At 55.6% G+C, this 26,357-nt stretch carries 29 protein-coding genes and 2 tRNA genes; 16 read left to right on the forward strand and 15 right to left on the reverse strand.

Annotated elements, in window-relative coordinates; translation table 11 throughout:
- Nucleotides 1–74: 74 nt before the first annotated feature.
- The 7 genes from ACLBWT_RS21120 to ACLBWT_RS21150 form a co-directional block, all read right to left on the reverse strand.
- Nucleotides 75–1,178, reverse strand: coding sequence for a hypothetical protein (locus ACLBWT_RS21120; protein WP_447665096.1), 1,104 nt, complete (start codon nt 1,176–1,178; stop codon nt 75–77).
- A gap of 6 nt (nt 1,179–1,184) precedes the next feature.
- Complete coding sequence (locus ACLBWT_RS21125) at nt 1,185–2,252, reverse strand: SPFH domain-containing protein (protein ID WP_447665097.1); 1,068 nt, start codon at nt 2,250–2,252, stop codon at nt 1,185–1,187.
- A 133-nt stretch (nt 2,253–2,385) separates the two neighbouring features.
- Nucleotides 2,386–2,462: transfer RNA gene (locus tag ACLBWT_RS21130), tRNA-Pro, on the reverse strand.
- 84 nt (nt 2,463–2,546) lie between these two features.
- Entirely contained in the window at nt 2,547–2,924 is a 378-nt protein-coding gene (locus ACLBWT_RS21135) for a PH domain-containing protein (RefSeq protein ID WP_447665098.1), read from the reverse strand.
- A gap of 83 nt (nt 2,925–3,007) precedes the next feature.
- Complete coding sequence (locus ACLBWT_RS21140; protein ID WP_447665099.1) at nt 3,008–3,556, reverse strand: VanZ family protein; 549 nt, start codon at nt 3,554–3,556, stop codon at nt 3,008–3,010.
- A gap of 494 nt (nt 3,557–4,050) precedes the next feature.
- Nucleotides 4,051–4,127 (reverse strand) — tRNA-Arg (locus ACLBWT_RS21145).
- 49 nt (nt 4,128–4,176) lie between these two features.
- Nucleotides 4,177–4,377 (reverse strand): hypothetical protein, encoded by a 201-nt coding sequence (locus ACLBWT_RS21150; protein WP_447665100.1) that lies wholly within the window; start codon nt 4,375–4,377, stop codon nt 4,177–4,179.
- Nucleotides 4,378–4,590: 213 nt separating this feature from the next.
- Between ACLBWT_RS21150 and ACLBWT_RS21155 the strand changes: the two genes are divergently transcribed.
- From ACLBWT_RS21155 to ACLBWT_RS21165, 3 genes are all read left to right on the forward strand, one after another.
- Nucleotides 4,591–5,007: a GntR family transcriptional regulator gene (locus ACLBWT_RS21155; RefSeq protein ID WP_447665101.1), complete on the forward strand. Its 417-nt coding sequence runs from the start codon at nt 4,591–4,593 to the stop codon at nt 5,005–5,007.
- Nucleotides 5,004–6,110: a DUF1648 domain-containing protein gene (locus tag ACLBWT_RS21160; protein WP_447665102.1), complete on the forward strand. Its 1,107-nt coding sequence runs from the start codon at nt 5,004–5,006 to the stop codon at nt 6,108–6,110. The genes ACLBWT_RS21155 and ACLBWT_RS21160 overlap by 4 nt, the downstream gene beginning before the upstream one ends.
- A 162-nt stretch (nt 6,111–6,272) precedes the next feature.
- Nucleotides 6,273–6,485 carry a Spo0E family sporulation regulatory protein-aspartic acid phosphatase gene (locus ACLBWT_RS21165; RefSeq protein ID WP_447665103.1) on the forward strand — a complete coding sequence of 71 codons (213 nt, stop codon included), beginning with the start codon at nt 6,273–6,275 and terminating at the stop codon, nt 6,483–6,485.
- Between the two features lie 57 nt (nt 6,486–6,542).
- On the opposite strand, the gene tadA is transcribed toward ACLBWT_RS21165, so the two are convergent.
- Nucleotides 6,543–7,019: a tRNA adenosine(34) deaminase TadA gene (gene tadA, locus ACLBWT_RS21170; protein WP_447665104.1), complete on the reverse strand. Its 477-nt coding sequence runs from the start codon at nt 7,017–7,019 to the stop codon at nt 6,543–6,545.
- Nucleotides 7,020–7,495: 476 nt separating this feature from the next.
- Between tadA and ACLBWT_RS21175 the strand changes: the two genes are divergently transcribed.
- Nucleotides 7,496–9,697, forward strand: a complete 2,202-nt coding sequence (locus tag ACLBWT_RS21175) for an ATP-binding protein (RefSeq protein WP_447665105.1) — start codon at nt 7,496–7,498, stop codon at nt 9,695–9,697.
- A gap of 87 nt (nt 9,698–9,784) precedes the next feature.
- Entirely contained in the window at nt 9,785–10,507 is a 723-nt protein-coding gene (gene rluF, locus ACLBWT_RS21180; protein WP_447665139.1) for a 23S rRNA pseudouridine(2604) synthase RluF, read from the forward strand.
- A 222-nt stretch (nt 10,508–10,729) separates the two neighbouring features.
- Here the strand turns inward: rluF and motB are convergent, their stop codons facing one another.
- Together motB and motA are read right to left on the reverse strand one after the other, a co-directional pair.
- A complete protein-coding gene (gene motB / locus ACLBWT_RS21185; RefSeq protein ID WP_447665106.1) occupies nt 10,730–11,569 on the reverse strand; it encodes a flagellar motor protein MotB in 840 nt (279 codons plus the stop codon).
- Nucleotides 11,553–12,356: a flagellar motor stator protein MotA gene (gene motA / locus ACLBWT_RS21190; protein ID WP_048745204.1), complete on the reverse strand. Its 804-nt coding sequence runs from the start codon at nt 12,354–12,356 to the stop codon at nt 11,553–11,555. Before motA ends, motB begins: the two co-directional genes overlap by 17 nt.
- Before the next feature lie 209 nt (nt 12,357–12,565).
- Here motA and ACLBWT_RS21195 point away from each other — a divergent pair, with 209 nt between their 5' ends.
- Nucleotides 12,566–12,859, forward strand: a complete 294-nt coding sequence (locus ACLBWT_RS21195) for a hypothetical protein (RefSeq protein ID WP_447665107.1) — start codon at nt 12,566–12,568, stop codon at nt 12,857–12,859.
- A 249-nt stretch (nt 12,860–13,108) separates the two neighbouring features.
- On the forward strand, nt 13,109–14,338 hold the full coding sequence (locus tag ACLBWT_RS21200; RefSeq protein ID WP_447665108.1) for an EAL domain-containing protein: 1,230 nt from the start codon (nt 13,109–13,111) through the stop codon (nt 14,336–14,338).
- A gap of 282 nt (nt 14,339–14,620) precedes the next feature.
- Here the strand turns inward: ACLBWT_RS21200 and ACLBWT_RS21205 are convergent, their stop codons facing one another.
- The gene (locus tag ACLBWT_RS21205; protein ID WP_076359603.1) at nt 14,621–15,121 is read right to left on the reverse strand and encodes a GNAT family N-acetyltransferase; all 501 of its coding nucleotides are present in this window, start codon (nt 15,119–15,121) and stop codon (nt 14,621–14,623) included.
- Between the two features lie 133 nt (nt 15,122–15,254).
- Between ACLBWT_RS21205 and ACLBWT_RS21210 the strand changes: the two genes are divergently transcribed.
- From ACLBWT_RS21210 to ACLBWT_RS21240, 7 genes are all read left to right on the forward strand, one after another.
- Complete coding sequence (locus tag ACLBWT_RS21210) at nt 15,255–16,775, forward strand: MFS transporter (protein WP_447665109.1); 1,521 nt, start codon at nt 15,255–15,257, stop codon at nt 16,773–16,775.
- A 380-nt stretch (nt 16,776–17,155) separates the two neighbouring features.
- A complete protein-coding gene (locus ACLBWT_RS21215; RefSeq protein WP_447665110.1) occupies nt 17,156–18,202 on the forward strand; it encodes a sulfurtransferase in 1,047 nt (348 codons plus the stop codon).
- 599 nt (nt 18,203–18,801) lie between these two features.
- Complete coding sequence (locus ACLBWT_RS21220; RefSeq protein WP_447665140.1) at nt 18,802–19,140, forward strand: DUF1801 domain-containing protein; 339 nt, start codon at nt 18,802–18,804, stop codon at nt 19,138–19,140.
- A 33-nt stretch (nt 19,141–19,173) separates the two neighbouring features.
- Nucleotides 19,174–19,503, forward strand: a complete 330-nt coding sequence (locus ACLBWT_RS21225; RefSeq protein ID WP_447665111.1) for an ArsR/SmtB family transcription factor — start codon at nt 19,174–19,176, stop codon at nt 19,501–19,503.
- A gap of 2 nt (nt 19,504–19,505) precedes the next feature.
- Nucleotides 19,506–20,000: an SRPBCC family protein gene (locus ACLBWT_RS21230; RefSeq protein ID WP_447665112.1), complete on the forward strand. Its 495-nt coding sequence runs from the start codon at nt 19,506–19,508 to the stop codon at nt 19,998–20,000.
- Nucleotides 20,001–20,490: 490 nt separating this feature from the next.
- The gene (locus ACLBWT_RS21235) at nt 20,491–21,012 is read left to right on the forward strand and encodes a TetR/AcrR family transcriptional regulator (protein WP_447665113.1); all 522 of its coding nucleotides are present in this window, start codon (nt 20,491–20,493) and stop codon (nt 21,010–21,012) included.
- A gap of 244 nt (nt 21,013–21,256) precedes the next feature.
- The gene (locus tag ACLBWT_RS21240; RefSeq protein WP_447665114.1) at nt 21,257–22,219 is read left to right on the forward strand and encodes an NAD(P)H-binding protein; all 963 of its coding nucleotides are present in this window, start codon (nt 21,257–21,259) and stop codon (nt 22,217–22,219) included.
- 83 nt (nt 22,220–22,302) lie between these two features.
- Here ACLBWT_RS21240 and ACLBWT_RS21245 read toward each other — a convergent pair whose 3' ends face one another.
- The 3 genes from ACLBWT_RS21245 to ACLBWT_RS21255 all read right to left on the reverse strand — a co-directional run bounded on the left by ACLBWT_RS21245 (nt 22,303) and on the right by ACLBWT_RS21255 (nt 24,603).
- Nucleotides 22,303–22,854, reverse strand: coding sequence for a VanZ family protein (locus ACLBWT_RS21245; RefSeq protein WP_447665115.1), 552 nt, complete (start codon nt 22,852–22,854; stop codon nt 22,303–22,305).
- Nucleotides 22,855–22,946: 92 nt separating this feature from the next.
- Nucleotides 22,947–24,083, reverse strand: coding sequence for a DUF4179 domain-containing protein (locus ACLBWT_RS21250; protein ID WP_447665116.1), 1,137 nt, complete (start codon nt 24,081–24,083; stop codon nt 22,947–22,949).
- A complete protein-coding gene (locus ACLBWT_RS21255; protein ID WP_447665117.1) occupies nt 24,070–24,603 on the reverse strand; it encodes a sigma-70 family RNA polymerase sigma factor in 534 nt (177 codons plus the stop codon). The genes ACLBWT_RS21250 and ACLBWT_RS21255 overlap by 14 nt, the downstream gene beginning before the upstream one ends.
- Nucleotides 24,604–25,114: 511 nt before the next feature.
- Here ACLBWT_RS21255 and ACLBWT_RS21260 point away from each other — a divergent pair.
- Both ACLBWT_RS21260 and ACLBWT_RS21265 read left to right on the forward strand, forming a co-directional pair.
- Nucleotides 25,115–25,435 carry a PadR family transcriptional regulator gene (locus tag ACLBWT_RS21260; protein ID WP_447665118.1) on the forward strand — a complete coding sequence of 107 codons (321 nt, stop codon included), beginning with the start codon at nt 25,115–25,117 and terminating at the stop codon, nt 25,433–25,435.
- Nucleotides 25,422–26,024, forward strand: a complete 603-nt coding sequence (locus tag ACLBWT_RS21265) for a DUF2812 domain-containing protein (protein WP_447665119.1) — start codon at nt 25,422–25,424, stop codon at nt 26,022–26,024. The genes ACLBWT_RS21260 and ACLBWT_RS21265 overlap by 14 nt, the downstream gene beginning before the upstream one ends.
- Before the next feature lie 8 nt (nt 26,025–26,032).
- Here the strand turns inward: ACLBWT_RS21265 and ACLBWT_RS21270 are convergent, their stop codons facing one another.
- Entirely contained in the window at nt 26,033–26,224 is a 192-nt protein-coding gene (locus ACLBWT_RS21270; RefSeq protein ID WP_447665120.1) for a hypothetical protein, read from the reverse strand.
- Between the last annotated feature and the right edge of the window lie 133 nt (nt 26,225–26,357).

A 26,357-nucleotide genomic window follows, 5' to 3' on the forward strand; every position in this document is an offset into this window, starting at 1 on the left:
ATCCAAAAAGAGGCTTGGGGATGCACATCCCCAAGCCTCTTTGTCTATCCATCAAGCGTCCCGGCTGCTTCGCGCTATCCTTGGCGACTCATGACAAGCAGCACGATTGCGGCGATGACAGCCAGGCAAGCCAGCGTAAACAAGGCGATTTTCCAAGGACTGCGCGGAGCGTGGCCGGATACTAGCCCGGTCTGTCCGTTGACCATGAAGCGGTACAGCTTGGATTTGTACGTGTAAGTCGCGTTCCATACCGGCAGCAGGAGATGCTTGTAGGTCTGGTCGGCGTACCGGGTGCTAATGCTCAGATTGCTGATCTCGTCGCCGCCGATCTGCGAGCGGACAGCTCCTTCCACCGAGGAGGCGATTCTATCCTTCGCCAGCTCCCAGCCCCGGGAGCGGCCGATCGAGTAACGTTCGGCGACATAACCGCTGAGATAGTCCGGCTTGTAGCCGAGCAGTCCGTCCAGGCGGAAGTCGCCGAGACGGTCCAGCAGCTTGGCGTCGTACTGGCCGGAAGCGGGAATGAGCACATCGTCGAAAAAATGGCTGTAGCTGCCGCTCACGTAATGCCAGACCGTGTAGCGCTCCTGCTCGGTATACGTCTCGGTTTTGCCGTCTACGGTCCGGGTGCGGGTCACAGTCCGGTAATGATAATCGCCCCGCTGGGCGGAGTAGGAGGAGTCCGTGTCCGAATCATACGTCCAGTAGGGAATATAGATTCCTGACAGACGGGCGGCCGTGCGCTCCCGTTTGAAGGCGTTGGGCAGGAACCAGCGCTTTTTCTTCCAGGCACGGAAGGAAGCCTCCGCAGCCTCGCTGTCGACATGAAACGGAATGAGCGATTCCGGGCGGATGCTGGCCGACTCCGGCTGGGGCAGCACCTTGGGCGAGCCGCAAAATACGCATACTGTCGCCGTCTGCTGGGCAGGAATGAGGCTTTCGCCGCCGCAATTGCCGCATTTGACCGCGATCTGGGAGATGCCCCAATCCGTATCGGCATCGTCCCTGCCGTCCTCGAGGTCATGCTCGCTGGGCGGGGTGCGGTCTTCCTTGATTTCCTGCAATCGACCGCAGTACTGGCATTTGAGCTGCTGGCTGTCCGCATCGAACAGCATGGGCCCCCCGCATCCGGCGCAAGGAAAAGCAATGACCTCCGGAACCTTTGCTTCTTCGGCCATCGGAATCTACACCTTGGTTCCGCAGTTGGAGCAGAACTTAGCGCCGGGTGCGAGCGGCTGGCCGCATTCGGAACAGAACTTCTTGCTTCCCGGAGCGGTGCCGGATTCCTGCGGCGCATCGCTCGCCGGCGGGCCTCCTGCGGTGGAGCCGCCTGCCGGGGCGCCATTTCCTGCCGGGCTTCCGCCCGCAGCAGAATCGCTGCCCGAGCTCTCCTCGCCTTGCTGCGACAGCATCCGGCCCATCGCCTGGCCCAGCGCCATCCCGGCTCCGAGACCGATGCCCGCGCCGGCGCCTCCGTCCGGGTTGTTGGCCGCTTCCCGGATCGCTTCGGCGGATTGGTATTTCATATAGGTGTCCAGATTGCCCACGATACCCATGGACGATCTGCGGTCGATTGCGCGCTCCACATCTTCGGGCAGCGACAGGTTCTCGATCGTGAGGGCGGTGAGGCCCAGCCCCATGGAGGCGAATTGGGGCTGCAGCTTGGCGGCCGCGGCGCTGCCGAGCTCGTCGTATGAAGCGGCGAGATCGATGACGGGAATCCGCGATTCGCCCAGCAGGTCGCTGATTCCGGACACGATGACGGATTTCAGGTAGCCCCCGACATTTTCCGCAGAGAACGTCGCTTGGGTGCCGAAGATTTCCCGGAGAAACACCGCCGGATCATGGACCTTCAGGGCGTAGTTGCCGAAGCCGCGCAGCCGCACCATGCCGAACTCCGCATCCCTCATGATGACCGGGTTGGACGTCCCCCACTTGAGCTGCGTGAAGTTGCGCGTGCTGACGAAGTAGACGTCGGCCTTGAACGGCGAGTTGAAGCCGTATTTCCACGACTTGAGGGCAGTCAGCACCGGCATGTTCTGCGTGCTCAGCGTATAGGTGCCGGGGCCGAAAACATCGGCGATCTGGCCTTCGTTGACGAAGACGGCCGCCTGCGACTCGCGCACGACGAGCTTGGCTCCCATTTTGATGGCATTGTCGTAGACGGGGAAACGGTAGACCATGGAGCCGGTGTCATCCAGCCACTCGATCACTTCGATGAATTGGCCTTTCAGAAAATCGAACAGTCCCATGTGACGCCTCCGATCAGTAAGGTTTTTCCCTATTATAAACGCTGCATGGCGACGATTCGACACCACTTGGTAAAAAGAGGGGAGGGAACAACAAAAAAACCGCTGCCTCAGGCACCGGTTGTAAAGGTTGTGATGGTCGAGACGACAGGATTTGAACCTGCGACCTCTTGCTCCCGAAGCAAGCGCTCTACCAAGCTGAGCCACGTCTCGAAAACGTTGCAAAAAAATAATAGCATGGATGCAAAGAAGCTGTAAAGATGGAAGCCCTTCATCCTAAGGACGAAGGGCTTGCGCTTATTTGCACACGTATTCGGTCAAAACGGCCTGAAGCTCGTAAATATTGAGAGACTTGTTGAATGTCTTCGAAATGGGCGTCGGACTGCCGGATACCCAGAACTTGAGCTCGGCGTCCAGATCGAAGTGGCCGGCCGTCTCGACGGCGAAATGCGAGATACTTTTGTACGGGTACGAATGGTACTCCGTCTTCTTGCCGGTCAGTCCCTGCTTGTCGATGAGGATCAGCCTGCGGTCGGTGAACAGGAACATGTCTCGTATCAGCTTGTAGGCTTTCTCCACGCGTTCGTTCCGGCCCAGCATGTGCTGGAATTCCTTCTGCACCTCGGCAGGAGCAAGCTCGGATGCATTCCCCATCAGCCCGTCAAATAAGCCCATTGATCATCGCCCTTTCCTTCATTCAGCTTTCCACTTCTAACGCATGAGAAGGAGTAAAGTTCCAAAAAAAGGCTAAATGGAATTCAGAGCCTCAAATTCACCATGAATAATATATATAATATTACAGGCAACCCTATAGCTGATAATATTGTGATTGCAGTACGTACATTTTTCTCATTTCGTAATATAAACGCTAAAAACTTATACCCTAAAATACCAATCCATCCACCCAAACAATTTAAAATGATGTCATCAATGTCAGCTGCTCCGATGCCTAAAAGCCACTGAATGATTTCAACAGATAAACTCACAAAGAATATAACCAACAGATTGGTTATAACTCTTGTGTCCTTTTTGAATAGTGACAAATAAGTGCCAAGAGGAATAAGGATAACAATATTACCAACCACATTGCTAAAAGCGAATTTTTTTATAGTCGCAGAACCGCCAAGTATATATTCCTTTATACTATAAAAAGGAATAAGATTGATTGACCTATTTAAAGTCCTTTGATCATTAAAGATCTCCGAAAGTGAAATTCTTGATAATAATAATAGTTTAATTAAGAAAACGATGTAAAAAATGAAAACGACATATAAGAAAATTGATTTGATTCGCTCTCTTTTATTCATAGAACCTCCAATTTTCTTTTATCCCTGCTTATTCTTTGACGTTCAGTTTATAAATTATGTTCACTGAGTCAGAAACTTTTTTACGTGCTTAATAAAACTAACCCAATTATAGTCTAATTAGCAATCCGCCATCTTCATGTAAAAGAAAATTTCCGAGATTTTTTCTAAGTCTTTTATATCAAGACGATGCAAGGATAACCATTCGTGAAAGCAGCGCAAGTTCGAAATGCATTCTTTTTGCAATAACCGGTATCTCGCTTACTGGCTGCTGGATTACGTTGACCTCGTATTGATGATCAATCTTTACGGTGATCAATGGACATAAAAAAACCTCCTACAATGACTCGTAGGAGATCGCCTTTATTATGTATATTGCCTGCCGCATATGGCGGAAAGTTCGCTCGAATTGACGTTATAGACTGTGTGCCTTGCGCCAAGCCATCCGAAACCATTCAACGCTTGGAAATGTTGATGTTACGCGGTTTTGAAGGAAATGGCGCGCCCGATACGATTCGAACGTACGACCTGCAGTTTAGGAAACTGTCGCTCTATCCTGCTGAGCTACGGGCGCGCATCGGATTTACTATACCATGGTTGGGAACATCCCTGCAACCTGGGCGTCAATCCGACACGGCCATCAGGTAGGACGGGCGCAGCGATTCCCTGCGGACCGCGATCGGATAGTTGACGCCTCTCCAGGTCCGGAATGCCGTGGTGAATACATAGAGCCGGTCATCGGCGGCCAGCAGGCGATGCGTGTCCAGGCAGTACACCATCCTGGCGCCCGCGGCGAATTGCTCCTTCTGCTTCTTCTCCATCATTCTTCATCCATCCTCCCGCTTGCGTTCCTATCAGCTTTCCCGTCGAGCGAGCCCGCCAAACCTGTTCTCTGTCTTTATCTATATGAAGAAGGGACGAGATTCAGAACTTGAAGCCGGCAGGAGAATGGGCGGAAGCCGGGTTGCTTCACACAGTTCTATCTGTTATACTTTATGTATAACAAACATACATTAAACGAGGAGGAGGATGCCGCCATGATCGTCTCCATCGATTACGAGTCCGACACTCCGCTCTATACGCAGCTATACGACGAAATCGTCCGAGGCATCGCATCAGGCCGGCTGGAGTCCGGGGAGAATCTCCCCTCGGTCCGCAGCCTCGCCGGCGACCTCGGCATCAACCTGCATACGGTCAACAAGACGTATCAGCTGCTGAAGCAGGAGGGTTTTGTCCATATTCACCGGCAAAAGGGAGCGGTCGTGCAGGCGGCTGGGTCCTTGCCTGTCACGGATGCTTTCCGAACGCGGATGGAGCGGCAGCTGGAATCGCTTGCCTCGGAGGCGTTATGCCGAAGCATGCGGGAAGAAGAGTTTCTGGAGAGATGCCGAAGCGCCTATCGGAGCATCCGGCCTCAAGCAAGAGATACGCATGAAGGGGGAAATGAGCGATGAATATGTCTATGTACGGATTCGGCTTGACGATGGGGGCTGTCTATCTGCTCATCCTGGCCGCTGCGGCTTTCCAGCCCTCTCTTGCTCCGCGGAATATCCTGTTCGGAATCTCGGTTCCGAAGTCGGCCGTCGACGATGATGCCGTCCGCAAGCTTCGCCGTTCCTATACGAGTCAGGTGATTGTGTACGGCTTCGCATTCGGCATCCTGGTTGCCGCGGGAATCCTATGGAAAGCCGGCGGGACGATGCCTGCCGAGAGCCTTTCGCAATGGCTGGCAACGCTGCCGGTCGGCGCCCTGCTGGCGCTGCTCGGCATTTCGGGAGGACTGTTCGTCGCTTTCCACCAGAAGGCGGAGCGCCTGAAGCGCGAGGCAGGCTGGCAGGAGGAGAAAAGGACCGCCGCAAGCCTGTCGATCCGCAAGGAGCGGCTCGATTATCCGCTGTATGCATTTGCTCCCCATCTGCTCGTCATTCTTATCTGTGTTGGAGCCGCTTGGCTGCTGTACGGCAAAATACCCGACAGCATCATTACTCATTATAATGCCCAAGGAATTCCGGATCGGATTCAGGACAAATCCTACGGTACTGTATTCGAGATGAATATTGTCCAGCTGTTCATGCTGGCCGTATTCATCTTCGTCAACTACACGACGGGGGCAGCCCGGGTGAAGATCGATCCGGCTGACCCGGAGCGCTCGGAGGAGCAGCAGCGCCGCTATCGCAAGGGAATGTCCTTGCTGCTGCTTCTGCTGGGCCTCGGCATGATGATTTTCATGGGGTTCCTGCAGGCCTTCATGCTGTACGGCGGGAGCCGGATGGATGGAATCCTGATCGGGGCGGCGGGCATTGCGCCGCTTGTCATGTCGGCGGCTTTCGTCATCAGCATGATGAAGCTCGGCAAGGGCAGGATGGAGGCATCGAGACCGGGAGAGGATTCAAAGTGGAAGGCGGGGGCTTTCTATTGGGACCGGTCGGACTCCGCTATTTTCGTCGAGAAGCGGACGGGCATCGGGTTTACACTCAACTGGGGCCATCCTGTTTCTTGGGTGATAATCGCAGTTATTCTCGGATTTGCCTTCATTCCCTTATTTTTGAATCGATAGTCCTATTCAAATGAGGCAAAAGACTTAATCCAAAACCGGATTTGTCGAATATTTCCACCATTTATCGTTATTTTGTCGACAAGTTATTACAAACAAATCCTCCTCATACGGGTATAATAAAGAACAGCCCGACGGAAGAAGCATCCAGGTGAGGAGCGTAACTTGAGCGACAATATGATGAGGAACGAACGATTGGAGAGGCTGCAGGAGCTGCGCAGCAAGCTATATCAGGCAGCTGAGGAGCGGGGGAGCCTGACGGATCCCGAAGTTCTGGCCATCAGCGAGGAAGCGGACCGCTTGATCGTCGAGCTGCAGCAGCAGCAGCGGGAGTTCAAGCTCGAACGGATATGGAAACAAGGGCCTGCGGCCCGGTGAGCAAGAGAGCAGATGATGCCTCCCTTGAGAACCGGAGCTGCAGGCCCTTACTTGTTCTCACCGAGTGGAACGGGATTTGCGCAGCCGTCTGAAAAAATCGGTGAGCAGCGAAGCGCACTCCTCTTGAAGCACCCCGGACGTAAGCTCGGCTATGTGATTGAACCTCGGCTCGTCCAAGAGATTCATCAGCGTGCCGGCGCAGCCGGCCTTGGGATCGGGCGTGCCGTACACAACCCGCTTGACCCTGGATTGGACCAGAGCTCCGGCGCACATCGGGCAGGGCTCGAGCGTGACGTACAGCGTGCAGTCCAGCAGCCTCCATGCGGCAAGGCTCCGGCTCGCTTCACGGATGGCCAGCATCTCCGCGTGCGCAGTCGAATCGGGCAGCGATTCCCTCAAGTTGTGGCCGCGGCCGATGATCTTTCCCTCATGCACGATTATGGCGCCGATCGGCACCTCTCCGATCGCTTCCGCTTTTCTGGCCTCGGCGATCGCCTCGCGCATCCAGCGCTCATCTTCTTCCTGACGAAGCAAATCAATCTTTCCTTCCTGATGCGGGTTTATGGACTTATTGTCCCTGATACCCGGGGCGGATGCAAGCCGCTTGTACACAGAATCTGTGCATAAGAGCCCGCCGCAAGCATGTCTGCTCGTTCCTCTCGCTAGGAAGTGACTTTCGACAGGGAGGGGATGTCGAATAATAGCGTTTTATGCTACGAACAAACATTCTTTTGTTAACATGTTGTGCACAATTTTGTGGATAACTATAAATTATTAGAATCTTCCCGCAAACTATCCACCGAAACGCTGTGCACAACTCGCAAAAAATGTTGATAAGTCATCGTTTTTGTGGACAGAGCTGTGAATACATTCGGAATAGAGAAGAAGAGGGCGTTGATCTGTGGATCAAAAGTCCTTTTATGCCATTGGGCCCTTAACAGAAAAGGCCGCAGCTTGGATAAATGTGGTATCATCTGGATATTGATCCTCATATAAGGATGTGTCCGGCATTGTCCGTCAAAACCAGGCTTTCCCTTATCATTTCCGTGCTGGTCAGCGTGATGCTGGTCTTGAATGTCTTCATCAACGATCATTTCATCCGCCGGGAACTGAATTCGCAAACGACCATGTTCTCGGAGACGGTGGGCAAGCATACGTCGGCTTTGGTGGAAGAATTTCTTGAAGGAAGGGAGGAGAAGCGCGAGAGAGCGGCGACGATTCTGCGCCACGTTGCCGTGCAGGCGGCATCCCTGGTAGGAGGAGAGGAAACGCAGGCCAGCCTCAAGAAGGCGGCCAAGCTGACGGGAGCCAAGAAGCTGGAGCTGCTGAAGCCGGTGTCTGGCGGCTACCAGATCATCGCATCCAGCGACGCCGGAAGGATTGGCCAAATGGCGCTCGGGAGGAACGATCTTCCTGTGGAATGGACGGGCGGGCCTCCAGCCAGCGGGCAGCGCTATCTCATGAAGGATACCTTCTCGGACGGAGGCAAGGTTCCTGTATCCTGGGGCTATTACACCGATTCCGAGCATCCCTACATCATTGCATTGACGATCTATGCGCATGGCTACTCTCCGGACACGCTGATCGATCAAGTCAGGACCTATCAGCCCGAGGTGCTGGAGATCGGCATCTGGAGCATGGGCGGGCAAAAGGGAACCGATGCCAGCGCCTTGAAGTACGGAAGCGAGCAGTACGCTTCGGATCCGCGGGGAATGGAGCTGCTGAAGCTGGCGGAAGCAGGCCAGGCGCAGTCTGAACAAGCGGTCATCAGAGGCAAGTCCGTGCTCCGCTCCTGGTATCCCTTCCAGGAAGCGCAAAACAACAACTACGTCATTTCCGTCGTCGTCGACCGTACCAAGATCGAGAACCTTTCCTCCATGCACCGCCGCAATCAGATCGGCAGCTCGCTCCTCATCCTTGCCGCGACGCTGATCGGAACATGGGTCATCATCCAACTGCTCCTGCGGCCGCTCAAGGGGATTCTGCACAAAGTCAACGAAGTCGCGTTCGGCAGGTTCGACCGGGATATCGAAGTTAAGCGCAGCGATGAGATCGGGGAGCTGGCGAGCCGCATCAACCATATGTCGGGAAGCCTGAAATCGTATACGGACAAGCTTAAGGCGGCCGTCAATGAAAATGCGCTCATGAAGGAAGAGCTGGAATCGATCTTCAACAACACGGCCGATCCCATCGTCATCATCGGCTTGGACGGGAATCTGCTGAGGGTCAATGAATCCTTCCTCCATACTTTCGGGTATTCTCCTGCGGACATTTCGTCTCTCCGCATTACGGATCTCGTCCATCCCGTCGAGCATGCCTATAAGAATCCGGAGCTCGCACGCATGCTTCAGGGGGAGGCGCTGCCGCCCGGAGAAGAGAAGTGGCGCCATAAGGACGGGGATTACCTGATGGTGGGCGTGACGTTGTCCACCGTCCGCAATTCACAGGGAGAGGTGTGGAGCCTGGTGGCAGTCGCCCGCGATGTCACCTCCAGGGCCAAGATGGAAGAGCTGCTGCGGCAGTCGGAGAAGCTGACGACGGTCGGCCAGCTCGCTGCCGGCGTCGCCCATGAAATCCGCAATCCGCTGACGACTTTGCGAGGGTTCCTGCAGCTGCAGCAGCAGAGCGGCAGGCTGAATCTGCAGCATAACGACATCATGCTGGCCGAGCTTGACCGGATCAATCTGATCGTGAGCGAATTCCTCATCCTGGCGAAGCCTCAGGCCGCCAAGTTCGAGATCAAGGACGTCCGGTACACGCTGGGCGACGTCATCTCGCTGCTGGACAGCGAGGGACACCTCAAGAATGCCGTCTTCCATACCCGCTTCACGAACGATAGCTGCCTGATCTCCTGCGAGGAGAACCAGCTCAAGCAGGTGTTCATCAATGTCATCAAAAACGCCATCGAAGCCATGCCGCAAGGCGGCAACGTTTACTTCGACATCCACAGGGAAGAGCCGCATTCCGTCTCTGTCCGGATCACGGATGAAGGGATCGGAATTGCGGAGGATATCATCCCCAAGATCGGGAATCCTTTCTTTACGGGCAAAGAAACCGGAACGGGACTCGGCATCATGGTCAGCCAGCGGATCATCCAGAGCCACAAAGGCCGTATGGAAATCCAAAGCAAGCTGGGCCAAGGCACATCCATCACCATCACGCTGCCCATGTCTTCCGATAGGCGCAGCGGTGAAGACGGAGCGGCTTCTTGAGAGCGGCTGCGGGTGTGGTACAATGGTACCATTGAAGCTGCTGCCGAAGCGGCGCTTAGGCAGGCAGCAAGAGCCGAGGTGGATCGATTGCGAATCAATAAATGGATCAGCGAAACGGGGTTCTGCTCCCGCAGGGAAGCGGACAAGCTGGTAGAAGGCGGACAGGTTACGATCAACGGCGCGCTTGCCGTCCTGGGATCCCAAGTCCAGGATGGCGACGAGATCCGGGTGAAGGGCGAGCTGGTATCCGTCCACCGGGGCCATGTTTATCTGGCTCTGAACAAGCCGGTGGGCATTACGTCCACGACGGAGTCCCACATCGAGGGCAACATCGTCGATTTCGTCGGCCATAAGGAACGGATCTTCCCGATCGGACGCCTGGACAAGGATTCCGAGGGTCTGATCCTGCTCACCAACGACGGAGATATCGTCAACCGGATCCTCCGCGCGGAAGGCCGCCATGAGAAGGAGTACGTCGTGACCATCGACCAGCCGGTCACGCCGATGTTCCTGAAGGGAATGAGCGAGGGCGTACGCATCCTGGGCAGCATGACGCTGCCCTGCAAGGTGACCAAGGTCGGAGAGAGGACTTTCCGGATCATCCTCACCGAGGGCAAGAACCGGCAGATCCGGCGCATGTGCAGCGCCTTCGGCTACAAGGTCCGCCGGCTGCAGCGGCTGCGGATCATGAACATCCAGCTCGGCAGCCTGCCGGCCGGCAAATGGCGCGATCTCAGCCGCGAGGAGCTGCAGCAGCTGTTTTCCGATCTGGACTATGAGCCGGCTTCCCCCGCAGGAAGCCGGAGCTGAAACGGCGACAGGGATCAAGCTGCCGATGTCGCCATGGAGGATATCCAGGAGCCACTGGCGTCACCGCCGAGCGTTGCTCGTGCGAGCCCTATTAAAGAAGCCCCGCTTTCGCCGGTTCAACCGGCGGTAGCGGGGCTTTTGTGGAGATGGGTGCCGAAGCGGCGATAGCTCGGCGGCAAAATGGGACGCAAGAGCTTGCGGTCATGACGGAGAGAATGAGTCCTACTTGAAGACTTCCGATACCTCGCTTTTGGCTGAAGGTTCGGCGTAGTTGCGGATGATGGACACCTCGACCCGCCGGTTCTTGGCTCTGCCGACATCGGTGTCGTTGGTGGCCAGAGGCTTGTACTCGCCGTAGCCGACGGCGCTGAAGCGCTTCGGATCGAGGCTCGGATTGAGCAGGAGGACGTCCATGAAGCGGACGGCGCGCATCGTGCTCAGATCCCAGTTGGAGCTGAATTCGGAATTGTTGATCGGCTGGTTGTCGGTATGGCCCGACACCATGATCTCGTAATTGGGATATTTCTGCAGCATGCCGCCGATGAAGGTGCCGAGCTTGCGGGATTCGGGCTTCACCGCCGCGCTGCCGGAAGGGAACAAGGCACGGTCGCTGATCGTGATCATCAGGCGGGACTGGTTGAGCTTCGTCTCCAGCTGGGTGCTGAGGCCGTTGTCCTTGATGTACTTGTCCACCTGGCGCTTGAGCTTCTCGAGATCTTCCTGCTCCTTGCGCATCAGCTCCTGCATCGCCTTGTCCAGGCTCTGGGAGTCCTGGGTCGACTGCGACGAATCCGAGGAGGACTGTCCCTGCTCCTTTTCCTTCTTGTCGGATACCATCGCCTGGGCGTCGATCGACTTGTAGCTCTCGAGGACGCCGTTGCCTCCGCTGAGGGCGATGTTGAAGGCGCGGCTCATCTGCTCGAACTTCTTGGCGTCGACCGAGCTGGAGGCGTAGAGAACGATGAAGAGGGCGAGCAGCAGGGTGAGCAGGTCGGCATAGGGGATGAGCCAAGACTCGTCCACATGCTCTTCGTGGTCGTCGTGCTTATGTTTCTTGCTCAATGAGCTTCCCTTCTTTCGATTCCTGCATTTGGATTCGTTCCTTCGGCGTCAGGTAGACCGACAGCTTCTGGTTGATGGCGATCGTCGAGACGCCGGACTGGATGGAGAGAAGGCCTTCGACCATCATCAGCTTGAGCTGGATTTCGCGCTTGGAGATCCGCTTAAGCTTGTTGGCGATCGGATGCCACAGCACGTAGCCGGTGAAGATGCCGAGCAGCGTCGCGATGAACGCGCCGGCGATCGCATGGGCCAGCTTCTCCATGTCGCTCATGTCCGAGAGGGCCGCGATGAGGCCGACTACGGCTCCGAGAACCCCGAGCGTCGGGGCGTAGGTGCCGGCTTGGGTGAAGATGAGGGCGCCGGCCTTGTGCCGGTCCTCCGTCGCCGCGATGTCCTCGAGCAGCACCTCGCGCACGAAGTCCTGATCGTTGCCGTCGATGATCATGCGCATGCCGTTCTTCAGGAACGGGTCCTCGATGTCCTCGACCTTCGTCTCCAGAGCGAGCAGTCCTTCGCGGCGGGTTACAGAAGCCCAGTCCGCGAACATGCCGATCAGATTTTGGCGGGACAGCAGCTTGGGACTGAAGAAGACGAGCTTCAAGAGAGTCGGGAACTTGGCGATCTCCGACATCGGGAAGCCGATGAAGAGCGCTGCGGCCGTTCCGACAATGATGATCATAAATGCCGCTGGGTTAGCGAGATTGTGGAGCGGAGCTCCCTTTAGCACCATGCCGACCAATACGGCGGCAAAACCCAGTACAATACCGATGAATGTGGATTTTTCCATAATACACCCCGTCCAAAAATGGTTGATGACAGGCTCTCCAAGCGCCGAGGCGATGCGGAGCCGAGCCCTTTGTGTCCTATATATCGACTTCTCGGCTGGTTGCGATTAGAGAAATTTTGGCTTTTATTGTGTCACCAGGCGTTAAGGCTCCACATATCCGTGTACAATAGGAAAATAGATCCGTATTTACAGGAAGGATGGCGGAAGGCATGGGCGTGAAGCATGCGAGGGAATACAAGGAAATATTGGAAGATCTGACGGTTGCGGTGAGCGCGATTCGCGATAGTTACTCCTTTTTCGATATGAGCCAGGAGGATTGGGGCGAGCTTGGCGACCAGGAGAAGCATGAGGTGATGGAGGCGCTGGCCGACGATGTCTTCTACGGCCTCGGCGAGGAGCCGATCCTGCATGTGGGCGAGGGTGTCGTCGCCTATAAGCCGAAGTTCCATGTCATCGAGGTGCTGGTGGACGGCAAGGAAGCCCGCATCGTACGGCTGATCTGAGCTCGCCGCCGAGAACGAGGATGCGTCAGCCGAGAGCGGGCAGGAGTGCGCCGGAGAAACTGCGGATAGAAAAAAACGACCAGCCGGATGCGTACCGCATGCCGGCTGATCGCGATGCGCGAAAAAGGGCTGGCTGTAGGGCTCTCCGGGAGCTCTTCGAAAGCTTGTCACGCAAGGGAGAGTCCGATACAATAGCAATTAATGTCAAATTATCTCACATAAATGACCGGTACAGGAGAGGCTCCAGCGATGAAGATGGATTCAAGCGAGCGGCCGGAGGCGGACCAGCTGTCCCGCCCGCAGAACCCGAGAGCCTACTATCAACCGATCCTGGCCCTGGATACCCGGATCGTAACTGGATACGAAGTCCTTGGAAGAGATTGCGGAGCCTCCGGCACGCGCAGCCTGGGGGCTTATTTCAGCCATCCCGGCGTTTCCGAGGAGGCCAAGAGGGAGCTCGACGCCTGCATCCGGGAGCAGGCCGTGCAGGAGCATGGCCGGCTGGGACGGACCGAGAAGCTGTTCATCAATCTTCAGCCGGGATGGCTGTCCGGCGGGTCTTCCGGCAGCGTGGACAGCTCTGTCCTTCATATGTTGAAGCTGCTGGAGCAATGCCAAGTCGATCCCGGCCTGATCTGCATCGAGGTGACGGAGGAGAATTTCGACGGAGAAATCGAATGTCTCGTGGGAGCGGTGCAGGAATTCCGCAGGGCGGGCTGCAGCATCGCCGTCGACGACGTCGGAAGCCGGTTCAGCAATCTGGACCGGATCGCGCATATCCAGCCGGACATGCTCAAGGTCGATATGAATATGGTGTCCAGGAGCGCACATCACGAAGGCTTCCACGGGGTGCTGAGATCGCTCTCGGCCATCGCCGACGGAATCGGCGCCTCACTGCTCATGGAAGGGGTCGAGACCCGGCAGGATCTGCAGCGGGCGATATCGGCCGGAGCGCGCTACGTGCAAGGTTATCTGTTCTCGGGAGCGGAGGCTTCCTTCGGCAGCAGGGACCGGTATAAGCATCTGCTTGATTCGGAGCTGCTGGAGACCAAGCGGAAGCAGGCGGGAGAGGAAATCGGACGCTGGAAGCAGGCCGAGGAGCTCGCCCGCGAGGCGGAGCGTCTGCTCCAGGACAGCGGAGGGGAAGGCGGCGAGGAGGCTTTCCTGGCACCGCTGCTCCGAAAGCTCGATGCAGGCTGCATCCGCGCCTATCTGTGCCGGTCCGACGGCATCCAGCTCTCCGCCGACTATCAGCGCACGGTAGACGGATGGATGCGGGAGGAGCGGTATCGGGGCTCGGACTGGAGCTGGCGTCCCTACTTCGTCTACAGCAGCGTTGAGCTGCTGTCCGGGCGGCGCTTCGCCATCTCAAGGCCGTATACGGATCTCCACCGGGCCGGCCGAGTGCGTACCGTGTCCGTGCCGGCGGGACCGAACATGTTCCTGCTTGTGGACGTCCGGGAGGACGAGCAGGGCTGACGGGAGAGCCTATGGAGGCTGCAGTGAGTACGGGCCGTTGGAAGTAGAGCTGAGCTGAGGTCCAACCGGGCCGCTGAAAGGAATAGAGCTGAGGTCCAACCGGACCGCTGGAAGGAATAGAGCTGATGTCCAACCGGGCCGCAGGAAGGAATAGAGCTGAGGTCCAACCGGGCCGCAGGAAGGAATAGAGCCGAGGTCCAACCGGAACGCTGGAAGGAATAGAGCTGAGGTCCCCGAACCGCTGGAAGGAATAGAGCTAATTTACATCCCAGCCGCTGACGGTCAGCGGCCCTTGTACACCATGCAGTGGAACATCTTCGGTCCTTCCGGCGTTCCGCGCTCGTAGGTGTCGGTCAGGCGGAATCCGGCTTTCTCGTAGGCGCGCTTCGCACGGCGATTCCAGATGAGCACCTCGAGGTCGATCTCGTCCCCGGGCTTGCGCCGCTTGGCTTCTTGGACAAGCAGCGAGACGAAGGCCGGGCCGAGCCCGTCCCCGCACAGATCGGGCCGCATCGCCAGACCGAGGCGGGTGACGCCCTGGATGGGAAAGAACTGCGCGTAGCCCATCAGCTCGCCGTCCTCCGGATCGACAACGGCTGCATACTGCTCCTGCCTGAGCTTGGGATCTCCGATCTCGATCTCCAGCTTCCTGAGCACTTCCCAAGGATCATTATTGTAGACGTCATAGGGGGGCTCGAAGCGCCAGCCGCATACTTCCTCGGCATGCCGCTCCGTCATGGGCACGACCTGCCAGCCCAGCCCGCCGTCGGGTTTATTCGTCATATAAGGGTTCACTCCTTCGGCCGTGATAACGGTTGACTCGTCATGGCCATTATACCATTCCGGATTGCTCTCATGATATGATGGGGAGACAACAGGAACTCATCATGTAAAACTTGCACCTGAGGGAGCTGCGATGCGAAAACTGATTTTGCTAGGTTGCCTGTCCTATTTCGTCATAGGGCTAGCCCATGTCGTCGCCGGGGCGCTGCTGGAGCCGGTCATGAAGGAGTATGCGCTTGACTACAGCTCGGCAGGGCAATGGATCACCAACCAATTCATCGGGTTTCTGATCGGCGTTCTGGCGGCGCCGGCGCTATCCTCGCGGATCGGCCGCCGGAGCACGCTGGTGCTCGCCATGGGGGCGCTGACAATTGCCGAAGCGGTGTACAGCACGCTGCCGCCTTGGGATATCATTCTGCTGGTCGCGCCGGTGGCCGGGTTCGGATTCGGCGTGACGGAGGCTATCGTAGGCGCGTTGATCATGGACGTGTTCGTCAAAGGCAAAGCTTCCGCGATGGGCTGGCTCGAAGTCTGCTTCGGCGTCGGAGCGCTCGTGATGCCCGGAGTGGCTTCCATGCTCATCCAGGGCGGAATCTGGCCCATGAGCTTCCCGGTGCTCACCGCGCTGGCGGGCATCTGCCTCCTGCTCTGGATGACGCTGTCGTTCGGGGAGGCGGAAGAGGCGGTCGCCTATGTACCGCGCCGGCCTGCACTCCTTGAAGGCTCGCCTGACGAAGCGCCTGCGCCGGGCCTGGATGGACCGGTCATGGTCAGGCAGAGGACAGATGGCGAAGGCGCCGGAGAAGCGGGCGCCGTGCCCGCCGGAGCTGCAGGTGCTCAAGACGGAGAGCTTGCCGGAGCAAGGCCGGCTTCTTCCGCCGAGCCTGCTGCCGGATCCGGCAGCGCCTCGGCTGTTAGGGCCGATGCAAGCGCGGAGAGCGGGCATCCAGGCCATGGAGCGGCAGCGGCGAGGCAAGCTCTCGCCGAGCCGGCCGGCAGCATCGGCGGCTCCTCGCCGGAGCCGGCTGACCGGCCTGTCCGTCCCCGCTATGCACGAGGCTCGATGCCGCTGTTGACGGCAGGCATGCTGTTCTTTTTCCTCTATGTCGGCATGGAGATGGTGTTCGCGAACTATCTGCCCTCGGTCATGACCTCGCAGGCTGGACTGAAGGAAGCGGAAGCATCCGCCGTTCTCAGCCTGTTCTGGGGCACGATGGTGGCTGGACGTCTGTTCATCGGAGCGGCGACCAAGGCGGCAGGCTACCGGACTTATCTGCTCGTATCCGTCGGAGCATCGCTCGTGTCTCTCGTTCTGATGTCGGGCGTAACCGAGTCGGGCTTGTCCTGGATGCTGGTGCTGGTCGCGCTCGCCGGACTGTTCATGGCGGGGATCTTCGCGGTCGCGCTGATCTACGTCAACGAGAAGCTGCCGGGCATGACGGATCGCACGACGAGCCTCATGGTCGCTTGCGGCGGCCTTGGCGGGGCGCTGTTCCCCAAGCTGGCGGGCTGGATTCTCGATGCCTATGACTGGCATGTTCTGCTGCAGATGACGGCTGCGATGGCCGCCATGCTGCTCGTGCTGCTGCTTGCGCTTCTGGCGCTGCGGGGCGGGGAGCGGAAGAGCCGGGAGGGTTCGGCTGCTGCGGAGTAAACCGGCCGGGTTGTAAGCGCAATAGATGGGGAAACTGCATCGGCGGTTGGAATGAGCGCCGAGCAGCTGAATAGAAGAGGCTGACATTGGCATCCTGCTCGGATGAACAGCCTGGGTAATTGCAGAACAAGCTCTAGAAGCGTGGTGAAAAAGTGACCGGAGGGTCGGAATGGAGTCGGAAAAGCGTCAGCGTTCGCCTTTGTCGTCTGATTTCAACTGCTAATCCCTTTTTAAATGAAATCAGAACGACAACAGCGATTGGAGATCCATACCGACCGCAGGCCACCTATTTTTCAACACGCTTCTAGAATCGCTGGAACCGATCACGGCGCAGGCTTGGATCGGAGCCAAGCCTATTCGCTTATGAGGAGGATTTTCCCATGGGAACCATCGTATCGCCGAAATGGCTGCTGGCCCGGATGTATGAACCTGATCTCGTCATCGCGGACTGCCGGTTCGCGCTCGGCAAGCCGCTGTCGGGGCGCTCTGCCTATGAGGAAGCCCATATTCCCGGCGCTGTGTATCTGGACCTGGAGCAGGATTTGTCGGCTCCGGTCGGAGCGCATGGCGGGCGCCATCCGCTGCCGGAGCCGGAAGCGCTGCAGGCGGTGTTCCGCCGCGCGGGCATCGGCCCGGACTCCCGCGTCGTCGCGTACGACGACCAGGGCGGGGCGATGGCCTCGCGTCTGTGGTGGCTGCTGCGCTGGCTCGGCCATGACGCGGTCTATGTCATGGACGAAGGCTTCGGCGCCTGGCAAGCCGCAGGCTTTCCCGTGACGGCCGAGACGCGCATCGTCGTCCCGGGCGGCTTTGCCGCCAGGCCGCAGCCGCATCGGCTCGCGGACCTGGAGGAAGTGCGCGCCGCCTCGTCTGCGGCTGCGCCAGGGTGTTGGGCCGCCGGCGGCAGCGGCGGCCCTGCCGGGACGGATGCGGCCGGCGGGCACGCATCCGTGGAGGCGGTCCAACCGGGGAATCTGGCCCCGGTTGACCGCCTCGGCGTCGAGGCCTCCGTCGTAGACGGCCTCGAAGCGGCGTTCGGCTCGGTAGAGGAGCCGAACGAGGCAGCGGAAGGGGCGGGCGAAGCCGCCGCCCCGCTGCTGATCGACTCCCGCGACCCGATCCGGTACGCGGGCATCGAGGAGCCGCTTGACGCCAAGGCCGGGCATATTCCCGGCGCCGTCAACCGGTTCTGGAAGGGCGTTCAGGACGAGCAGGGCCGCTGGAAGTCCGGCGCCGCTCTGGACGAGGCTTTCGCCGGCATACCGAAGGATCGCGAGCTGATTGTTTATTGCGGCTCCGGCGTGACGGCTACACCGAACGTGCTCGCACTGGAAGCGGCAGGCTTCACCAATGTGAAGCTGTATGCGGGAAGCTGGAGCGATTGGATTAGCTATGAGGGGAATCCGATTGCGACAGGGGAAGAGTAAGAACCGAGAGACCGCGTCGAACGCGGGTTTGGGGGCTGTGACAGGTGGTGAGCAAGTGACCTGTCGCAGCCCTCTTTGGGCTTTTCTGTCAACAGCTTGCAAACAAGAACCCGACGAAAGCAGTTGCAGGGACCTCGGAGCCAGCCACAGCAAGGTGGTCGGGTCAGGTGGTTGTTGAACGCTTGTCGGTTTCGCGTGCGTCCATCCACAAACAGTCCCGGCTTGTCCTTTCGTGCGGAGCAAGTGGACGACCGCCTATGGGAGCAATTCGCGTGGCTTTCCTCGGTGTTCCCAGTATCCTCCTGTTTGGCGGCATCGGCATCAAGAACGGGAAGGTTCGAGGGAGTGGACGTGGCAGAACCAAAGCCATTCCACCGCGCAAACCGTCACGACCGGGAGCCGTTCGGAGCAAGAGTCCTCCCGAAGTCCAGCAACGCCAGCAGCTGAGCAATCCAAGCGGACAATGTATGTAAGTATGATCTACAGAAAGTTTGCTACACTGTTGCGGGAAAAATTATAAAATCCCTTTACGGGAATATTCCTCATATGGTATATTTCGTTTATGGAAAAATTTAACGAAAGGAGTTGATCAGGGAGTGATGAACGAAGAGGTTACCGCCTTTATCGAGAACTTGGGAGAAACATGGCAAATTGAGCTTTCTAGGCGGCTGAGAGATATGGTTCACCAAACCATTCCATCGGTTGAAGAACGAATTCAATACAAAAAGCCCCATTTTCTGAAAAACGGCCACTATGCCGCAGTGATTTCACCTTCGAAGGATGCGATAGCCTTTATGATCATGAACACAGCTGGGATGGACTTTCCGAAGGGCTTCGAAGGACCGCCGGAACGCAAATGGATCAAAATTAAAGAAGGAGTTTCCCCAGACTACACCGTGCTTTCCTCGTTACTCGCTCAAGCCACTCAAGCGCTCTAATGAAGAGACAGCATTGGGTCGGAGAAAGATAATATGGAAACGGAGACGCTCGGTGCTTTAGCAGAGCCCACACGAATGCGGATTGTGGAACTACTGCGCAACGGCCCACTTACCGTAGGGGAAATTACGAATAAGCTGCAAATCCGGCAGCCACAAGCATCAAAACACTTAAAAGTACTTAATGAAGCGAAGATCGTTGATGTGCATCCAGTTGCCAATCGTCGGTTTTACAAGCTTAGATCCCAGCCCCTTCAGGAGATGGATACCTGGCTTAGCACGTTTCGCAGCTTGTGGGAAAATCAATTTGATCAGTTGGATGAGTATCTAACTAAACTCCAGAACCAAAGTAGCAGGGAGGAATAGAAATGGTAAACCATGAAGTGTTGTTGACTCGTGAATTTAACGCTCCACGCGAACTCGTGTTTAAGGTGTGGACGGAGGCGGAGCATTTTAGCAAATGGTGGGGTCCAAAGGGATTCACTCTCGAAATCAGCAAGATGGATGCCCGTCCGGGCGGAATTTTCCTCGGGTGCCAGAAATCGCCCGATGGAATGAGCATGTGGGGGAAATTCGTGTATCAAGAAGTGAGTGAGCCGGAAAAACTTGTTTTCATTCAATCTTTCAGTGATGAACAAGGGAATACAGTGCGGGCTCCATTTAACCCGAACTGGCCGCTTGAGATTATTAACATCCTGACCTTCGATGAAGTGGATGGAAGGACAACAGTAACATTCAGTGGCGGTCCAGTGAATGCATCGGAAGAGGAAATGGCAGCATTCGATGCTATGAAGCCAATGGTCAAGCAAGGGTTCGCCGGTACGTTCGAACAGTTGGACCAATACTTGGCCAGCCAGCAATAATGGAGAAAGCAACGTTCCGACTGCAGGGACGTTGCTTTTTGCTGTTTCCATGCCTCTTTTGGATACCACCCTTTGCCGACCCCCACCCTTTTTTTGTTCCGGAATCCTGCGAACACAGGGGATCGTGGGGGGATAAGAAGCTGGAGCGACTGGATTTCGTATATACAGCAAACCGAGCATGCGCTCGTATCCTCTGTATATGCTCAAAGAAGGCCGGGAAGCCCGCATCAATCACGGTGTGCAAACCCGGCCCGCCTTAAAAGTATTCGTCGGGCGTAAATTCTGTTGCGGGTTCAGATGGTTCGGTTTCTTCTGGGCGTACTTCGGCCTCGATTTGAATCAGGTTCGCTCGTTCACGTGCTTCTAAGGCAGACAGTGAAATAGGCCGTCCCAAGATGACAGGGACGGCCTTAAGTCGTTGCATTGATCTGACGGCCGATGTATACTGGCTTCATTATTGATCAATCACTATCGAAAGGGGGATCGAGGGATGGCTAAATCCGATGCAACGTCCGTTAATCGTAAAACGGAGATTATTTCTGCGGCGATCGAAGTATTCGCGGAAGTCGGCTATTACCGAGCTACGACGGCACAGGTGGCAGAACGGGCGAGTATTTCGCAGCCCTACGTATTTCGATTTTTCTCGACGAAGGAAAAGCTGTTGCTGGGCGCGTTGGAGGTCTCCTGGTCCAGGGTGATCGAGTCGTTCCGTGAGGTGGTGGAGACGACATCGCCGGAATTGCTGGAGGCTACGCTTATTCAGGAATACGAGAATATTCAGGCGATGCACCGGAACGAGATGTTCTTGCAGATGCAGGCGCAGACCATTCGGGAGGAAGCGATCCAGGAGACGATGCGGGGCGGCTTTAAGGAAGTCCGCGATATGGTGCTGACGGCGTTCCGTGAAGCCGGTCTCGAGAAGCCCGAAGAGCGGACGATGCTGTTTCTCGCCCGGGGAGTGCTGTGCAATGTGGCCGTCGCGCTGCATATGCCCGAATTGATGAAGGGATGAAGGGGGAAGTTTTTCCCAAAAGTGTTATTGACCAATCACTAACCATTTGTTATAGTGGATATAAAGTTAGTGATTGATCAATCACAAAGCCGTGAAGTGAAATTCAGACGCTCCACTTGTGGCAATTTGAACGACAGCGGCATAAGTACGCAATAATCAAAGCGAATTGGAAAGAGACCGGAAATTTTTTTGATGAGTTGTAATTGATCAATCAATCACAAAAAACGAAAGAGGTCGAGATGTGATGACGATAACGAAGGCAATGGTCATTGGAGCAACCGGCGGAACGGGAGCCGCGATTACGGAGGAACTGGTGAAGCGCGGGATCGACACGATTGCGTTCGGGCGTTCGCGTCAGAAATTAGAGCAATTCGCGAGTCGGCTAGGCAGCCCCGATCATCTGACGCTTGCCGTAGGGGACGCTATGCGGCCCGACGATATCGCTTCTCAGGCAGGCGGAACAGACGTATGGTTCCATTGCGCGAATGTTCCGTACCACGAGATGACGAATAAGCTGATTCCGCTGGGCGAGTCGGTGATGGAGGCGGCGGACCGCATGGCTGTCCGGGTCGTCGCGATTGACGGTATATACCCATACGGCAGGAGACAATCCGACTCTGTAACCGAGGAGCATCCCAAAGAGCCGCATACTCGAAAAGGAAAAGTCCGCTTGGACTATGAACGGATGTTGTTCAGCAAGCGGTGGAACAAGGCCAAGGTTTTGATCGCCCGATTGCCGGATTATTATGGACCAACAGCCAACGAAGCCTCTTATTTGGGCTCGACTCTGGAGGCGATTGCGGCCGGCAAGATGTCGTTTTTCATCGGCAATATGCATATTCCTCGCGAATATGTCTATTTGCCGGATGCGGCGGCCATGATTGTCGAGCTGGCCGGCAGAGACTTCGCCTACGAACAGAATTGGCATATCCCGGGTGCCGGCTTAATCGCCGGGCGAGACATCGTGAAGATCGCGCATACGGCAAGCGGCAGCATCAAACCGGTCATTCCGTTGAAGAAGCTGGGTTTGTCTCTGCTCGGAATCGTCTTGCCCGTTATGAAGGAAGTGGTGGAGATGCTTTACTTAACCGAAGAGCCGCTGACGCTAAGCAGAGACAAGTACGAACGGTTCATCGGTCCAATCGTGGCAACGCCCTTCCAGGAAGGGATCGCCTCAACGATAAAAGCCTTGAATATGAAAAATTAAGACCGTTGCAGATAGCGCGGGGAACCGAATCACAATAGGGCGAATTCAGTGTGGGGAGAGGGGATGGACAGAAGTGGAGACCACTACAGACTGAACCTGGCCGCCAGACGTTGAATAGCATCCGTCTTGATCAGTTTGTTAATGATAAGGAAACCAAGTGTACCCCCAAGAGTATTGGCTAGAATGTCGTTAATATCCGTACTTCTGCCGTTGCCAAGAGTAATCCGGATGATCAACTGCAGAATTTCAAACGAGAGGCTGAGGAGTAGAGCGAGTTTCGCCATTTTTGTTATGCTGCCGTATTTAGGGTTCAACAAAGGCAGATAGATACCCAGTGGGATCAGCATAATGATATTCAGGATAAAGGTCTTTAAATCGACTGTTAATATAGGGATGTAATTAATCGTTTTGTACCAAGGCGTCTGGTTCGCATATAATCCGATATTTACATCAATCGGAAAGAATACCAAATGGATAACAACGATTAGATAGATGCTGAACGTGAACAGCAAGGTGTATTGCAGAGGTGTAAACTTCCGTTTCTTAACTATAGCCAGTGCCAACAGAACGATCAGAAATACAAGAAACATCGGCAGCAGGACATACCAGGATTCAATGGTGAATTGGATAGACATATGCTTGGAATCTCCCTTCACTAGGCATAGATTATTGATATTAGAAACAAAGACAGACTACGAAGAATAACCTGGGCAGTCTGTCTTCTTATTTATTTGGCAGCAGGCAGCTCAATTCTTGTTTCCAATCCCTTGATATATTGATCCTCATGTACGCTCTCTGAAAAATCATCCTTGATTACAAAAGGCTTCAGAATCAAATATTTGGTCTCCCCGGGTGTTGAGGCATATCGGCTGTCAAAGTTCAGGCTGTTCGCTTCATACTCGCCATCCCCGCCCAGGGTGGCCAATTGGCGGCCTTGATCGTTGAATACGGCTACACCGATATGACGTAATCTGAGTTCATCTTTCATTTCCAACGTAATCATGTTGTTCAATGCAATTGAATAATTCACACGAGTCGTCAATGGGGTCAACTGCAGGTCGATGACGGAGAAAGTAAGCTCTTCATTGGGGACAACAGCATTCGGATGTACAGTTACTATATCTTCCGTGGTTTTATGGAAGGGAACATTCAGTTTAAATTCATGGTCAATTCCGTCCAAGATGACCGTTACATCGGCAATGAATGAGTCGGAAATGGAGCTGGTGCTGGATATATCGAGAACTTCTTCAAAGATTAGCATGTTCGGATGTTCTTCCCCGGCACCCATGTAGGATCCGCCCTTCAGGAACGAACCCGGATCGCCTTGCGATTTTCCGTCAACACTGAAATATACATTCTCAATTGCATTGCTGAGTTTCATTACCTTTTTTCCGTTATCATAGCGGCCATTCTTCAGATTTGGAGCCGTCACACTGACCAGAAAAGCGGCCCGGCTTCCGTCAAAGACCGTCTCTTTCACCTCAAGCTTAATGTCTTTATAGGAAACATTGCTGTTCACGGTTGAGGCAAGCCCAAGGTCACCGGCATTGCGGAGTCCGGTGTCGCCTTCAATAGAGCTGAAGATGCTTCCTATTAAAGGAATATTCTTGATCGAGCCCGCCATGACCGGAGACACGAAGCCGGAAGTGAAAAGTGCTGCTCCGAGGAAGACAGCTGCTGCAGTGACATAGGTTGATGCGCGCAGCCACGAACGTGTGGGTCTGTTAGTACGCTGGGCAGGCAGCTCCGTGAGCGAAGCGTAAGTCTCATCCAGACGTGTGCGGACAAGCGGTGACATCTCCATATCTGTGTTGTTCACCTCTTTCTGTTTTTTCAATTCCATCTGTAGTTTAAACGGATCCATAGTTCATCTTCCCTTCGCGAAAGATTTTAAAATTTTTCAAAAGTGTACCGCGTGCTCTGGAAAGGCGCATCTTGACGGCACTCTCCGAGATGTCGAGGACACTGGCCACCTGCCGCAGCGGCAAGTCTTCAAAATAATGAAGAATGACAACGATACGCTGCTTCTCATCCAGTCGGTCCACGGCTTCTCTCAAATCAACTTTATCGTAGTCGTCGGAGTTTGAAGAAGACGCCAGAAGCTCTGAGCAAACTGCGGTGCGGGAGCGGCCTGACAGAATCGTATTGCATTCATTGATCAGAATTCGGAGGATCCAGGTCTTAAAGAATTTGGGCTCACGAAGGGAATGTATCGATTTATAAGCCTTCAGGATGGTTTCCTGTAGGGCATCTGCGACATCTTCGTCTTTACCCACGATGGATTTGGCCATATGGTGTAAAGAGTTCTCCAAATGCTTGACAAGGCTGATAAAAGCATTGCGGTCGCCCGCTGTCGCTTGAACCGCAAGTTGAGTTAACTCCACATTCCACACTCCTTTTTTCTTATATACAAGTTAGACCGCTCCCGTCGGTATAGGGTCACATTTAATTTTGGAATATAACTATCTTTTGCACTTATCTTGATTCTCCCTTTCTTCATACCCTAGTCTGGACGGCTTGGCTGTCATCAGCAGGACAACTTACACCGTCAACCGGTGGTCATTATGTATTAGCAGTAACAACAATATAAAAGCATCATGCGAAATCAACATTAAATCGAGTCACCAGCCTACCGGGCCAGTCGCTCCCATAGATGATCGGAAGAAGAGCCATAGGGGTAGAACGATATGGGCAAATGACAAAGGGGCGGAGTGGAATCTCCATAGCCGGGAGCGCGTTACGCGAAACGTGTCTCGCAAAATAGACGACAGAGCAGGGGGACGCAACTCGCCCTGCTCTTTTTTGTTATACAGTTGAAATGTATAGTTCGACTGTATATAATAATATAAAGTTCAACTGTACAGTTAGACTGTATATGGGAAGGGGGAGCGCTGCATGAAGCATCCGCTGCTGCCGCTGTCGGAAACGATGCATTATATCTTGCTTTCGCTCAAGGAGCCGCTTCATGGATACGCGATCATGCAAACGGTCGAGCAGATGAGCGCAGGGACTGTCATTCTGGCGGCCGGAACGCTGTACGGGGCCGTGGAGAACTTGAGCAAGCACGGCTGGATCGAGCCGGTGCCGGGCGAGACGGGCCGCCGGAAAGTATACAGGATCACGCAGGACGGAGAACGCATCCTGGAAATCGAGCGAAGAAGGGTAGAGCATCTGCTATCACTTTATGAAACGAGGGATCGCCATGAAAAAACGTAGATGGTTCATCAACCTGCTGAAAGAGGAGAAGTGGCTGAACGATCGGCTGGCCGAAGGATACGCCTGCCGGCGGATCGGCCCGCTCGGCGGGTACACCTTTGAGCCTTCCGGCCGCAGGATGGTTATCCGTCTCGATTATCAGGATCGTATGAGCGCGGGGAAGTACGAGGATTATAAGATGACCTACGCGGATTTCGGATGGACCCTTCTCAAGGGCAGCCGATGGGGGAGCGTGCAATATTGGCAAAAGCCTGCGGACGGGCGCGACGAGATCTTTTCCGATGCCGGCTCGCTGGTTGCCTTTTATAAGCGCCTGACCCATTATGCGCTGACGACGGCATGTCTCTTCTTCATTTACATCTGTGCCGTGTTCAACGGCCACATTTTTAACGCTATGTTCAATATCAAAGCAAGCTATCTGACGGACGGCTTATGGGAGATGGAGGGAGCTTCCTTCTGGCGCGCCTTTCTATTCGAGACCCCATTCGCGATGCTTCGCTTCCTGCCGGCCTGGATCTTTGCGATCTGCTGCCTCATGTGCCTCTACAGCTATTATCAATACTATAAGCTGAAAAAGAAATACGCCTGACCGGCGGCTTATGCCCAAGGCAATAGGCATTGTTCGGGCGACGCGTTCACGAACGCCTGAATGGAGGGCTGACGCAGCGCGCGGCCTTCCCGCCATCTCCACTCGCTGTACTGCACCTTGGCCGTCAGCTTCGGCATCACCCGGTAGGCGTCCTTGTAGCGCTCCGGCCGGTCGGCGAACGGGGAGCCCGGGGCCGCCATCGGCGCCTGCGCCTTCGTCAGGCAACTTAGAACGTGTGAGAGACCAATGCAAAAACATCGCCCAACATATTCTCTATGGAGAATAGGACGGGACGCAGCGGGAAAAATATTGTAAAAAATAAGGGGGTGGGCG

The organism is Paenibacillus sp. D51F (genome assembly GCF_053345695.1).

Coding starts and splice junctions, on each gene's coding strand:
- ACLBWT_RS21240 (WP_447665114.1), top strand. CDS start 21,257: ATGACGATAACGAAGGCAATGGTCATTGGAGCAACCGGCGGAACGGGA.
- ACLBWT_RS21245 (WP_447665115.1), bottom strand. CDS start 22,854: ATGTCTATCCAATTCACCATTGAATCCTGGTATGTCCTGCTGCCGATG.
- motA (WP_048745204.1), bottom strand. CDS start 12,356: ATGGAAAAATCCACATTCATCGGTATTGTACTGGGTTTTGCCGCCGTA.
- ACLBWT_RS21160 (WP_447665102.1), top strand. CDS start 5,004: ATGAATATGTCTATGTACGGATTCGGCTTGACGATGGGGGCTGTCTAT.
- ACLBWT_RS21125 (WP_447665097.1), bottom strand. CDS start 2,252: ATGGGACTGTTCGATTTTCTGAAAGGCCAATTCATCGAAGTGATCGAG.
- ACLBWT_RS21205 (WP_076359603.1), bottom strand. CDS start 15,121: ATGACGAATAAACCCGACGGCGGGCTGGGCTGGCAGGTCGTGCCCATG.
- ACLBWT_RS21230 (WP_447665112.1), top strand. CDS start 19,506: ATGGTAAACCATGAAGTGTTGTTGACTCGTGAATTTAACGCTCCACGC.
- ACLBWT_RS21270 (WP_447665120.1), bottom strand. CDS start 26,224: ATGGCGGCCCCGGGCTCCCCGTTCGCCGACCGGCCGGAGCGCTACAAG.
- ACLBWT_RS21220 (WP_447665140.1), top strand. CDS start 18,802: ATGAACGAAGAGGTTACCGCCTTTATCGAGAACTTGGGAGAAACATGG.
- ACLBWT_RS21210 (WP_447665109.1), top strand. CDS start 15,255: ATGCGAAAACTGATTTTGCTAGGTTGCCTGTCCTATTTCGTCATAGGG.
- ACLBWT_RS21140 (WP_447665099.1), bottom strand. CDS start 3,556: ATGAATAAAAGAGAGCGAATCAAATCAATTTTCTTATATGTCGTTTTC.
- ACLBWT_RS21155 (WP_447665101.1), top strand. CDS start 4,591: ATGATCGTCTCCATCGATTACGAGTCCGACACTCCGCTCTATACGCAG.
- ACLBWT_RS21195 (WP_447665107.1), top strand. CDS start 12,566: ATGGGCGTGAAGCATGCGAGGGAATACAAGGAAATATTGGAAGATCTG.
- ACLBWT_RS21250 (WP_447665116.1), bottom strand. CDS start 24,083: ATGGATCCGTTTAAACTACAGATGGAATTGAAAAAACAGAAAGAGGTG.
- ACLBWT_RS21225 (WP_447665111.1), top strand. CDS start 19,174: ATGGAAACGGAGACGCTCGGTGCTTTAGCAGAGCCCACACGAATGCGG.
- ACLBWT_RS21135 (WP_447665098.1), bottom strand. CDS start 2,924: ATGGGCTTATTTGACGGGCTGATGGGGAATGCATCCGAGCTTGCTCCT.
- ACLBWT_RS21120 (WP_447665096.1), bottom strand. CDS start 1,178: ATGGCCGAAGAAGCAAAGGTTCCGGAGGTCATTGCTTTTCCTTGCGCC.
- ACLBWT_RS21215 (WP_447665110.1), top strand. CDS start 17,156: ATGGGAACCATCGTATCGCCGAAATGGCTGCTGGCCCGGATGTATGAA.
- ACLBWT_RS21150 (WP_447665100.1), bottom strand. CDS start 4,377: ATGATGGAGAAGAAGCAGAAGGAGCAATTCGCCGCGGGCGCCAGGATG.
- ACLBWT_RS21265 (WP_447665119.1), top strand. CDS start 25,422: ATGAAAAAACGTAGATGGTTCATCAACCTGCTGAAAGAGGAGAAGTGG.
- ACLBWT_RS21200 (WP_447665108.1), top strand. CDS start 13,109: ATGAAGATGGATTCAAGCGAGCGGCCGGAGGCGGACCAGCTGTCCCGC.
- ACLBWT_RS21235 (WP_447665113.1), top strand. CDS start 20,491: ATGGCTAAATCCGATGCAACGTCCGTTAATCGTAAAACGGAGATTATT.
- ACLBWT_RS21260 (WP_447665118.1), top strand. CDS start 25,115: ATGAAGCATCCGCTGCTGCCGCTGTCGGAAACGATGCATTATATCTTG.